This is a genomic window from Mesorhizobium escarrei (assembly GCF_935825525.1).
Taxonomy (GTDB): Bacteria; Pseudomonadota; Alphaproteobacteria; order Rhizobiales; family Rhizobiaceae; genus Mesorhizobium; species Mesorhizobium escarrei.
Genome location: NZ_CAKXZT010000072.1, coordinates 1 through 10,429, shown reverse-complemented (window position 1 = coordinate 10,429; position 10,429 = coordinate 1). Strand labels below are relative to the sequence as shown.

10 protein-coding genes and 1 pseudogene are annotated in these 10,429 nt (G+C 61.0%); 7 read left to right on the top strand and 4 right to left on the bottom strand.

Features of this window, described 5'->3' with window-relative positions; genetic code table 11:
* Positions 1-80 precede the first annotated feature (80 nt).
* The gene (locus NMG80_RS05005; RefSeq protein ID WP_254017115.1) at positions 81-1,256 is read right to left on the bottom strand and encodes a LacI family DNA-binding transcriptional regulator; all 1,176 of its coding nucleotides are present in this window, start codon (positions 1,254-1,256) and stop codon (positions 81-83) included.
* A 56-nt stretch (positions 1,257-1,312) separates the two neighbouring features.
* Here NMG80_RS05005 and NMG80_RS05000 point away from each other — a divergent pair, with 56 nt between their 5' ends.
* A complete protein-coding gene (locus NMG80_RS05000; protein WP_254017114.1) occupies positions 1,313-1,642 on the top strand; it encodes a MoaF-related domain-containing protein in 330 nt (109 codons plus the stop codon).
* Between the two features lie 99 nt (positions 1,643-1,741).
* A complete protein-coding gene (locus NMG80_RS04995) occupies positions 1,742-2,149 on the top strand; it encodes a hypothetical protein (protein ID WP_254017113.1) in 408 nt (135 codons plus the stop codon).
* 263 nt (positions 2,150-2,412) lie between these two features.
* On the opposite strand, the gene NMG80_RS04990 is transcribed toward NMG80_RS04995, so the two are convergent.
* A complete protein-coding gene (locus NMG80_RS04990) occupies positions 2,413-3,183 on the bottom strand; it encodes an SDR family NAD(P)-dependent oxidoreductase (RefSeq protein WP_254017112.1) in 771 nt (256 codons plus the stop codon).
* 89 nt (positions 3,184-3,272) lie between these two features.
* On the opposite strand from NMG80_RS04990, the gene NMG80_RS04985 reads away from it, so the two are divergent.
* On the top strand, positions 3,273-3,899 hold the full coding sequence (locus NMG80_RS04985; RefSeq protein ID WP_254017116.1) for a TetR/AcrR family transcriptional regulator: 627 nt from the start codon (positions 3,273-3,275) through the stop codon (positions 3,897-3,899).
* Positions 3,900-4,403: 504 nt separating this feature from the next.
* Here NMG80_RS04985 and NMG80_RS04980 read toward each other — a convergent pair.
* Positions 4,404-5,687, bottom strand: coding sequence for a cystathionine gamma-synthase family protein (locus NMG80_RS04980; protein WP_254017111.1), 1,284 nt, complete (start codon positions 5,685-5,687; stop codon positions 4,404-4,406).
* Between the two features lie 1,133 nt (positions 5,688-6,820).
* On the opposite strand from NMG80_RS04980, the pseudogene NMG80_RS37220 reads away from it, so the two are divergent.
* The 4 genes and pseudogenes from NMG80_RS37220 (at position 6,821) to NMG80_RS04960 (ending at position 9,250) form a co-directional block, all read left to right on the top strand.
* Positions 6,821-7,458: pseudogene (locus NMG80_RS37220) on the top strand (DUF1326 domain-containing protein).
* Positions 7,459-7,517: 59 nt separating this feature from the next.
* The gene (locus NMG80_RS04965) at positions 7,518-8,234 is read left to right on the top strand and encodes a DUF2182 domain-containing protein (RefSeq protein WP_254017109.1); all 717 of its coding nucleotides are present in this window, start codon (positions 7,518-7,520) and stop codon (positions 8,232-8,234) included.
* A complete protein-coding gene (locus NMG80_RS37215) occupies positions 8,170-8,328 on the top strand; it encodes a copper chaperone (RefSeq protein ID WP_367185923.1) in 159 nt (52 codons plus the stop codon). The genes NMG80_RS04965 and NMG80_RS37215 overlap by 65 nt, the downstream gene beginning before the upstream one ends.
* Positions 8,329-9,079: 751 nt before the next feature.
* Positions 9,080-9,250: a hypothetical protein gene (locus NMG80_RS04960; protein WP_254017117.1), complete on the top strand. Its 171-nt coding sequence runs from the start codon at positions 9,080-9,082 to the stop codon at positions 9,248-9,250.
* A gap of 224 nt (positions 9,251-9,474) precedes the next feature.
* Here the strand turns inward: NMG80_RS04960 and NMG80_RS04955 are convergent, their stop codons facing one another.
* Entirely contained in the window at positions 9,475-10,344 is an 870-nt protein-coding gene (locus NMG80_RS04955) for a helix-turn-helix domain-containing protein (protein WP_254017108.1), read from the bottom strand.
* Positions 10,345-10,429: the final 85 nt, after the last annotated feature.

The following is a 10,429-nucleotide window of genomic DNA, read 5'->3' as shown; positions in this document are numbered from 1 at the left end:
GCCGGGCATCCGAAACCCATCACAAAAGCAGACCGCCCCATGAATTGTTTGATGGTCCGCTTGTCGGGGGCGACGATAACCTAGCTACGCGGTCGGGCGGTCGAACTCCGGACCACGAGCTCGACTGGCATGACGATTTGCTTGGCAGGACCGTTCGCGAACACCATGGCGGCGGCAAGCCGCCCCTTCCCGACAATATCCTGCGCTACGGTCGTAAGGGGAGGTGTGGTCCGTGCCGCTTCCGCGGTGCCATCGAAGCCGAGCACCGACACGTGCTCGGGTACCTTTATGCCGCGGCGGACCGCTTCGTCGAGAACGGTTATTGCCTGCCAGTCCGACATGGTCAGGATTGCCGTTGCTTCCGGAGCCCGATCGAATACGACCGAGCCGGCAGAGGGCTCTCCAGGGGTGGTCTCGATGATTGGTACATCATCAACCGACAGATCGAACTCCGCCAAGCCCTGAGCGAAGCCCTCGAGCCTTTCGTGGTCGAGCGAAAATCCGGCGGTGATCGTGCGCTTGCCCTTGCCAGGCTTATGGACGATCGGCGGTCCGGATGTACGCCGGATGGAAAGCATCGCAAAACTCCGATGCCCAAGAGCAGCCAGGTGCCTGACCGCCATCATCGCGCCGCTCCGGCCGTCGATCCGGATCGAATTGACGTTCGGGCCGGCATCGCTTTCGAGAATTACGAAGGGCAGGCGCCGTCGCTGCGCGGAAGTAATCAAGTCGATGTCTGCACTGTGACCCAATATGAACCCGTCTACCAACGCCTCCCGGATCGTGGAGGTGCGCGTTGCATCCGTGCCGTTGATCAGGCTCAGCGTCGCGCCGACCTCGTCGCACACAAGCGACACTCCGAGCATCAGCTCTCGGAGATATGGGCTTCTGATCATGTCACCAATGGCATAGGCGCCCGGCGGCATGCATCCGATGGCGTTGAACTTGCCGTCACGCAACACTCGTCCTCGAGGGTCGGGGCCATCATACCCAAGCTGGTGCGCAGCAGCCTCGACGCGCTCGCGTACATCGGACCGAACCCGGTCCGGATGATTGAAGACGTTGGAGACGGTGCCCCGCGAGACTCCGGCGACCCGGCCGACATCAGCCAGGGTTGGCATTTTGGAACCATTCATTTTCGATGAACTAAACCATTTTTTGGAGCGCTCCAAGTTTTTCTTGACTTTGTATGGCAAAAGTTGGAGCTTTGTGTTTGGAGCGTTCAAATCGTCAGAAATGGCGGACTTTTCCGACATTCTGGGCCGTCAAGGTCGAACTCTGCACGTGTGCGAACGCTGCCAAGGAGGATGGGATGACTGCGACCAAAGGTGCTTCGCTCACGCTCATCGGTGAGACTTTCGACTGCGCATTCGGCGCGTTCGTGCCGCGGCTGACGGTTCTATCGTCGAAGGAATTGCGCGTACAGGCCACGATAGGCGCGACCAAGATCGACGAGATGGTCCAAAGCGATCTGACGGCTATCCGCCCAGGTGTTTTCATAATGAGTTGGACCGAGCAGAGCGGCAACTTCGTCGTGCAGGTCCAGGATCACGAGAACAAGGTCGTCCACAATTATGCGCGGCTGGCAGATGGGCAGATTTTCTGCGCGCAAGGCGCCATTCAACCAGTGCCGGCGGTTTGAGATCCACCGCTGCCGGAACTGCCGACCCACCCTATACAGGTATACAGGTCGACGTTGAGAAGATGCGACTATCCGCCCGCCAAAACATGGGTGGCCCCGATGGAGGAGAAAATGGTTATAACGACCGGTACCATCAACCAGATTGATCCAGCTCAATGGGATCCAGCGCTCGATGCGGTTGCGGCCGCGCCGGCCAATCACAAAGTGCTTTTCGAGAACGACAATTTGCGAGTGCTTGAAGTTACGCTGCTAGCTGATGAGGAAGAACCGATCCACCACCACCGCTGGCCTTCTATCTTCGTCTTCGACTCTGTCGGTGGGCCGATCCATGATATATGCCCGGACGGGACCGTCTTGCCGGACAATCGCGACGTGATCCGGGCGATCGAGGCGTGGGACGGCAAAGGGTGCCTTGTTGTCCATCCGATGGCCCCGCAGCCGGCCGGGCGAATACTCAACAAGAGCGGCAAGCTCATTCATGGCATCCGGATCGAGATGAAGTGCTAGTGCAGACAGCCTCTGCCTCGTAGGCCTAGGCTCGGATCGTCTTCAGTGGGCGCGATCGATCGTGAAGATGAAGGGCCTGGGCCGCCTCCGGGTCAGTTCACGTCGATGTGGGGGCGTCTGAATGTCCGCTTCTCACATTCCAAGCCTCGAACCCGCAAGTCCGTTAGCGGCCCCATCCGTCACGCTGAGGTTACCGCCTCCTCGTCCGACGAGCGGAAAAACGCTCTGATCTCGCGTGAGCTCTCGGAGATGAAAATCGCCGCCTAAATCCGCGCTCCGCCAGTCGCATCAATCCGCTGGCCCGTCGTCCAACGTGCATCGTTCGACGCGATGAAGGTAATGACGTCCGCCACGTCGGCGGGCTGGCCAACCCGCGAAAACACCGACAACCCTTCCGCGCCGGCACGCGCATCGGTCGCGAGCCAAGCGGCATTCATGTCGGTCTCCGTGACCCCCGGCATGACCGCGTTCACCGTTATGCCACGGCTTGCAAACTCGGGTGCGAGTGCCAGCGTGAGTGTTTCGAGAGCACCTTTTGAAGCGGCATAGGCTGGATGGGTCGGCGCTGCGATACGCGTGAAGCCAGTGGAAACATTGATGACCCGTCCGTCTTCTCGAATGTCGTTCGCCAGCGCTTGGATCAAGAAGAAGGGTGCCTTGAAGTTGATCGTCATGAGGTCGTCGAACGTGGCTTCGCTCGTCTGCGCCAGGGGCGTCGCCACCGCTATGCCGGCATTGTTGACGAGGATGTCGAGGCCGGCTTTGCCAGTCGCAGCCAGGGACGCCTTTCTGAATTGCTCGGCGATACTGTCGGCCGCCGCCTTGCCATCGCGTAAATCGGCACGGATGGCGACAGCCCGCGAACCCAGGGCCTCGATCTCCTGCACCGTCGTCGCGGCCGCCTTGGCGTTGCTGGCGTAATGCACACCGATAAGAGCAGCGCCCTCCTTTGCGAAGGCAAGTGCAATTGCGCGGCCTATGCCACGAGATCCTCCGGTAACGAGGGCGACCTTGTTTGCGAGACGTCCGGACATCTGCGAACTCCATTGCAGCGTTTAATAGCGATCGATATATTAATCGCAGCGCAACGTTGTCAATGTTTTTTATAGGGATCGATATAAATATGGTGGAGCCTCCGAAAAAGCGGGGCAGACCGAGGACGCTGGATCGCAATGTCGGGCTGGACGTTGCGGCGCGCCTGTTCTGGGAGCATGGCTATGAAGGGACTTCCATAGCCGACTTGACGGCGGCCATGGGCGTTACGCCGCCGTCGCTCTACGCGACCTTCGGTTCGAAGCAGGAGCTTTACTGCAAGGCGCTCGATCATGCCGTCGAGCGGGAAAGCAAGGCTCGGATGGACGCGCTGAATAGCGGCTTAAGCGCGTATGAGGCTCTGTCTTTCTATCTGCACGATGTTGCGACTGGCATCTCGCGCCCCGACGACCCGAGAGGATGCATTGTCTCGACAGCGGTTGTTCAATGCGCGGCGGAAAATGAACCGGTCGCGAAATCTATGACTGCAAGGCGAGAGGCTGCGATCAAAGCTATACGCGAACGTTTCGACAGAGCGATTAGCGAAGGGGATCTCGCTGTCGGCACCGACACGGAGTCGCTTGCGCGTTTCTATGGAGCCTTCGTACAGGGCATGTCGGTGCAGGCGTGTGACGGTGCCTGCACCCAGAGGCTGAAACGTTTGGTCGACATCGCACTTTCAGCTTGGCCAGGGAAGCGTAGCAAAAACGGTCGTTGAATGCCTGAGGACGCTGGTGCAACCGACCGCGGATTCCGCGAGCGGACTGTTCGATTAGCCCGCCGGGACAGGCTCCCCCGCGTATCTGCGGCCGTCCGCTATAAGTGCAGCCGATGTTGAAAGCCGCCGTTCCGTTTTCGGCCCCAATCTCTGCCGTTACAAACCGTAGCGACAAGTTCGGATCGGCGGGCAAGCGGACGTTCGCGAATGGTCGCCTGCTGAAGCCGTGGTGATGTTGTTATGCCGGAAGACGGTCGGACCTGTGCTGGGCTGTGGCATACTCCTGCAAGGGTTAGGGTGCCGGGCCGCGAAGCCTGTTGGTGCGGGCTTCTTGCCAGCGCTGGACCGGTCGCGGAGAAGCGTCGGGGGAGCCGCCGCGCTTTTTTCAGCGGAGATGCCCCCTCCCGGTCAAAAAAACCGGGGGGGTGGGGTCAGGGTGACTCCTGGAGGCGGCAATCGCGACGAGATGGACGCCAGTCCGCCCACAGATGTCATGGGATTTTTTCAGGCAAGGGCCAGCGCCTGGGTGATATCGGCAACAAGGTCGTCGGGGTGCTCGACGCCGATCGACAGCCTTATTGTCGACTCAAGAACGCCGATCCGTTCCCGAACGTCTTTGGGCACGCCCGAATGGGTCATGGCGGCAGGATGGCTAGCCAGGGATTCCGTGCCGCCAAGGCTGACGGCAAGTTTCAATATCTGAAGGGCATTGAGAAACGCGAACGCCGCGGCCTGACCACCGCGAATGTCGAACGAAAATGTCGATCCGGCGCCCGTGCATTGCGTCCTGAATACGCCTGCGGCCGGAGTGTCGTCGCCGAGGAACGGCAGATATGCCACCCTTGCGACCTTCGGGTGGTCGGCCAGGAATTCGGCGACGATGCGGGCATTGGCGTTGGCTTTCTCCATGCGAATGCTAAGCGTTTCCAGCGAGCGGCCGAGCATCCAGCACGAGTGCGGATCGAGCTGCGTGCCGATCGCCCCCCTGAGCGCCTTGATCGATTTTGTGACGGCCTTGCTGCCAAGTGCCGCGCCAGCGATCAGATCGGAATGACCACCGACATATTTGGTCAGGGAATAGACGGAAACGTCGACGCCGTGGTCAAGCGGATTCTGAAACACCGGTCCGAGCAAAGTATTGTCGCACACAACGACCGGCCGCTCGCCCTGTTTGGCGGCGATCTCGTCGGCGATGCGGCCGACGGCCATGAAATCGACCAACGAGTTGGTCGGGTTGGAAGGCGTTTCGATGAAGATGACCGATACGCGACCATTCCTGCAACCTTCATCGGCCGCCGCGCGAATGGCTGATTCATCGACACCATCGGCGAAACCCACAGCGCCGACGCCAAAATTGGCCAGGGTCTTGGCCAGCAAAGTTTCAGTACCGCCATAAAGCGGTTGCGAATGCACGATGGCGTCACCCGGACGGGCAAAGGCAAGCAGGGTGGTGGCGATGGCCGACATGCCGGACGAGAACAGGATGCAGGCCTCGGCCCCTTCGTAGATTGCCAGGCGATCCTCGACGATTTCGCTGTTGGGATGATTGAAACGGGAATAGACCAGCCCGGCTCCGGTTCCGCTCGGCGGTTCCTTGCGGCCGGATACGAAATCGAAGAAATCGCGCCCCTCTTCGGCAGATCGGAACACGAAGGTCGAGGTGAGGAACACCGGCGGCTTCACCGCACCTTCCGACAGCTGAGGGTCGAAGCCGTAGCTCAGCATCAACGTTTCCGGATGCAGCCGATGATTTCCGATATGCGTCTTGGACGGACGTGGGGCGGTCATGACGATCCTCCGATCAGGTTGTTCAGACCAAAATTAGAGGAAGAACCAACCCCAGTCTCTTGCTAATCCACACGGTTCCATTGGTCATCAGACGGATTTGGCATGCGATGGTACGCTCGCGCCCGAGGATGCTGTCTTTTTTGGACTCGAAAACGGTCCGGTCGGTACGATCTCTTTCCAATTCTAAGCGCGAACAGCAGTCAAAGACCGATAGTGGCGCAGATAGTAGGAGAATAGGAAACATACCGGACCGACCGGACCAGAAATGGGCGAGCCGAGTGCCTGGGCGCCAAGCCGGAAGACGTAGTGCACGGTCCGCTAGGCGCGCGGTTGCTGCACCAGGCGACGTTGCAAGAGATCAGGAAGGATGAAGGCCGGGCTTCAGCGCGCGTTCTCGCGACGCGCGGAGGCCGGCCCGGGGCCGCGCATATAGTGAAGCTCTGGCCGGTAGCGCGGGGCAACGAATTCGCGAAAGGCCGATGCCAACCGAGTGATCAAAGCCCAACGTTCCATGACACAATCTTTCCCTGGGCGCACTCTTAGCCGATTGCTGTAACCGCAAGACGCCGCCTCAAAAGGCTGTTCGTTTCCGATTCTTGTCTGCGCTATGACGCCTTTTCCGCCGACCGCGGACGCATCGCTGGCGGCCGCATCTTTCAGGAATGCTCTGCGCGACCACATCCACTGTCTCGCGGCCATCGAGGCGCTCCCTATGACCTTGTGACGCCCGGTGGACATGGTGGCAAAGTACGCGACGCCGACGTCGATACGGTCTCGGGTGATGGACCGCTTGAACAAAAGACCGAATCGGATTGTGTCGCGGTCAGAGATTCCCATGAGGTGACGGACGACCAGAGGGCTACCGTCACGGCGGCGGCCAAGAACACTGCGGGAAGGCCGAACAGAAGCTTACGCGACATCATTGTCCCAACCTCACACGCCGGTGTTGATGTGGAACAGCGTCTCTGCGCCCGGCATGTCTGAAACTGTGGGAGCAAGAACCGTGCCACGCGAATTCGCAAGGCCGGGCTTCCGGAATCAGCGGAGGGGAAATCAGCGAGCGATGCACGAACTACTGGAGTGCGCCCAGCCTACGACGTATAATTAGCCCTAAATTTCGGGGAGGAAGAGCCATGAATGCAGTGCCTCAATGGCGGCTTGCAGGCGACTGGTTCGACATCTGCAGCTGCGACATCCCTTGTCCTTGTGAGTTCGCCCAGCGGCCGACCGGCAATCACTGCCAGGGCGTCCTCGCCTGGCATGTGCGCGAGGGTCAGTATGGCGACGTGAACCTCGACGGCCTGACGCTGGTGGCGCTCGGCGAGTTCGAAGGCAATCTATGGGCCGGCGAGGCAAAGGTCGTGATGGGCATGTACCTCGACGAGAAGGCGAACGAGCGGCAGCGCGAAGCCCTGCAGGCGATCTTCGGCGGCCAGGCCGGCGGCTGCCGGCGGGCTTTGCCGCCAGTATCGGCGAGATGCGTGGCATGGAGTTCGTGCCGATCACTTTCCAGGTGGCGGGCGACCTCGCCACCTGGCGGGTCGAGATTCCTGGCCTCGTCGTCGGGCATGCGGAAGCGCTTTCCGGTCCCACAACACCACCCGGCAAGCGGGTGCAGACAATCAACCCGCCGGGCTCGGAGGTCGGCCCGGGCCAAGTTGCCACCTGGGGGCGTTCTGTCGAGGTGAGCACCAAAGGCTTCGGGCTCGACTGGACGGGCACGGCCCGCTCGAGCAAGCACATTCCGTTCGACTGGACCGGCCCGAACTAGGGGTGCCGATGCCTGACGCGTTCCCCAGGAAATCGTGGCGGCTCCGGAATTTGCGTGGCATGCCGCTCGGCCTTCTCGCATCGCTCGTCGTGCTGACAGCGGCGGCGTGGGCGCTCACGCTCTACCAGACCTTCAGCATGGATATGCCGATGGGCATTGCGGTGCGCGGCGGGATGGAGGGTATGGAAGGCATGGCCGGCATGGCGATGGCCGGAATTGCCGCCGACGGCTGGTCACTCGCCGGCGCCGCCGCCTTTCTTGCTGTATGGACTGTGATGATGGCGGCTATGATGCTGCCGGCCGCGGCGCCCATGATCGTTATGTTCTCGGCGGCGCAGGCTAGGCGCGAACAGCACGTGGCCATCCCGACATGGATGTTCGTCGCGGGCTACATGCTCGTCTGGGCGGCGGCGGGCCTTCTCGTGTATGTCCTGGTCCAGTTCGGCAGCGAGTTTGCAACGAGCCTCGATCCGCCTCAGCGTTCGAAATGGGCGCCGCTCGCACTCGGTGTCACGCTTGGCGTCGCCGAACTCTACCAATTCACGACCCTCAAGCACATTTGCATCGGCCATTGCCGTTCGCCGCTCGCTTTCGTTGCGCAGCACTGGCGCGACGGGCGGGTTGGCGCGCTCGAGATGGGGCTGCGCCACGGGCTCTATTGCTTTGGTTGCTGCTGGGCGCTGTTTGCCGTGCTGGTCGCCGCGGGGCGTCATGAGCGTCGCCTGGATGCTGCTGTTGACGCTGGTCGTCTTCGTCGAAAAGCTGCTGCAGCGTAGCCGTCGCTTCGAAGGTGCTTTAGGCATTGCGCTAATAGCCCTCGGAATCGTTGTGTCGTTCGGGGCGATCGAGAAGCCTTGGATGAGCGGTTAGCGGCTTTCGCTTCCATTCTCGCCAAACCGCGCCCACAGTGGCTGGGCGACGGGTTCGTCAGAAGGAAGGCGAGCGCTTGTATAGCCTAACCAAGGTTGGGGTCGAGCGTTCGAATCGCTTCACCAGCTCCAGTTTCCTCTAAGGGAATCAAGCATCGAAAAGCCGCGGTTCGCCGCGGCTTTTTCGATTTTTTTGGGCTGGACGGCATCACCCAGCAGACGGAGCGAGCCTATCGCTTGCCGGCCGCGTTGTGGCCTGCAGGCGCTTTGTTCGCCGCTCGGAATACCCCCAATAGAGTTAGGACTTTTGCTTTTCAATTTGGACCAAGGTCCCTTGCGGACAGGTGTATTTAAACCAAACTGGCTAAGTAGTGGACCATCATATTAGAGAGTCCTCATATCATAGTCCGGAATCATCCTGGCGGGAGGGCGGCTCGAAGGAGGAATTATGAAAACTCGAACCAGTCTGTTCGCAGCGGTCGCCGCTCTCGCCCTTGTCGCGTCTCCAGTCCTCGCCGGACCCGGCGGCAATGGCGGCGGAAAGGGTAACGGCGCAAGCAACGGCAACGGCGGCAACTCGGCCGCGGCCGGATCGCAGGGACACGGAGCCGCAACGTCTGCGGCGGCCAGGGATAAGTCCACTCGGGGAATTGCTCATGCAATGGCTGTCGTTTCGACGACGCCGGCCTCGCCGCAGGCCACCCAGTCCTTGCAAGCCGCCTTGGACAAGTTCCTGGCAAGAACGGCCGCCGATGACCCGGCAGCGGATTCCGGCGACACCTCCGAAATTCCCGACGCTGCCGAATAAAATTGCAAATCGTGCGCTGCGCGGCGGCGCACGTACCATCGAGATTCTTGCCCAGCTGGCGGGCTCCTTCATCTGTTCGGCCGATGCCCCGGATCAAGGAAAAGCCGACATTTGAGCCAGATCCTAAGGGATCCCTGGACGGTCCTGCCCCTACAGACTGATCCAGAGAGCACCACCGGCTTCGGCCGGTGGTGCGTTTTTGCGTGGGCGCTCAACTGGCGCTGGTGGCCATGTGTATCTCCTGCCAGAAAAGTTGGCTGACCGTAGTGCAAATTACAATACAAGCGACGTTCCTGATCGAGCGCGCGCCGGCGTCGACCGCCATGCCCTGTGCGTCGACTATCTGGCGCCCGCGCCTCTGCGAAAATCCGACGGCGACATGCCGGCCAGCTTGCGGAACGACTTGTTGAAGGCGCTGAGCGAGCCGAAGCCGGAGTCCATGGCGACGCGCAGCACGTTGGCGTCCTGGTGCATCAGCAGCGCCTGAGCGTAGCTGAGCCGCAACAAATTGACATATTCGTTGAGCGTCATGCCGGTCGATTTCTTGAAGATGCTCATCGCGTATTTGGGATGAATGTCGGCCGCCGCCGCGATGTCGACGCAATCGATGTCGTAGAGGAAATTCTCGGCGATGAAGTCGCACATGCGCCCGACATTGCGCAGCGATTGCTGATCGAAGGGGCTGCCTGGCTCCTGCTCGATCGGGGTTTCGGGTACCAGCCGGTAAGGCTCGAAGCGGACCCGCTCCAGCCGCAGCAGCAGTTCGTTGACGGCGTGCTCGGCTTTGCCCGGATCGCCCGAGCGGACATAGCGGTTCCAGCGCTCGAAATTGTCGCTGTCGGAGCGGTCGGTGGCATTGGTCACCAATGTCGCGCCCGTCATCAGCCGGTTGCGGACGTCCGCGGGCAGGTGCAGCCGGAAGAAGTGCACCAGCGGCAGATGCGCGCCGGCATAGACGGCGTCGTCCGACGCATCGTCCATCTGGTGCGGCAGGCCGCCCCAGAACAGGCACATGTCGCCGGCCGAAAGCGCGATCTCGTGCTCGTCCATGCGGTAGTGCACGGCGCCGCGGACGATGAAATTCACCTCGACCTGGGCATGCCAATGCGGCTTCAGCATCACCAGGGGCTGGGTGTGAAACATCTGCAGCAGCAGCGGCAGACCCTCCACGCTGCTGGCGCCGGGCTGGTAGAACGGCCTATCCGGCATCTTACTTTCCGCCAATTCTTTATTCCTTTTGTCGCGGACAAGCCTTCCCCAGTGCCTAGTCTAGTGTGCGTCCATAAACGGCAAG

What these genes read in the sequence shown, in the direction of transcription:
- NMG80_RS04960 (WP_254017117.1), top strand. Translation starts at nt 9,080, where the DNA reads ATGACCCGGCAGCGGATTCCGGCGACACCTCCGAAATTCCCGACGCTG.
- NMG80_RS04995 (WP_254017113.1), top strand. Translation starts at nt 1,742, where the DNA reads ATGGAGGAGAAAATGGTTATAACGACCGGTACCATCAACCAGATTGAT.
- NMG80_RS04955 (WP_254017108.1), bottom strand. Translation starts at nt 10,344, where the DNA reads ATGCCGGATAGGCCGTTCTACCAGCCCGGCGCCAGCAGCGTGGAGGGT.
- NMG80_RS04965 (WP_254017109.1), top strand. Translation starts at nt 7,518, where the DNA reads ATGCCGCTCGGCCTTCTCGCATCGCTCGTCGTGCTGACAGCGGCGGCG.
- NMG80_RS37215 (WP_367185923.1), top strand. Translation starts at nt 8,170, where the DNA reads ATGAGCGTCGCCTGGATGCTGCTGTTGACGCTGGTCGTCTTCGTCGAA.
- NMG80_RS04980 (WP_254017111.1), bottom strand. Translation starts at nt 5,687, where the DNA reads ATGACCGCCCCACGTCCGTCCAAGACGCATATCGGAAATCATCGGCTG.
- NMG80_RS05005 (WP_254017115.1), bottom strand. Translation starts at nt 1,256, where the DNA reads ATGTCGGAAAAGTCCGCCATTTCTGACGATTTGAACGCTCCAAACACA.
- NMG80_RS04985 (WP_254017116.1), top strand. Translation starts at nt 3,273, where the DNA reads ATGGTGGAGCCTCCGAAAAAGCGGGGCAGACCGAGGACGCTGGATCGC.
- NMG80_RS05000 (WP_254017114.1), top strand. Translation starts at nt 1,313, where the DNA reads ATGACTGCGACCAAAGGTGCTTCGCTCACGCTCATCGGTGAGACTTTC.
- NMG80_RS04990 (WP_254017112.1), bottom strand. Translation starts at nt 3,183, where the DNA reads ATGTCCGGACGTCTCGCAAACAAGGTCGCCCTCGTTACCGGAGGATCT.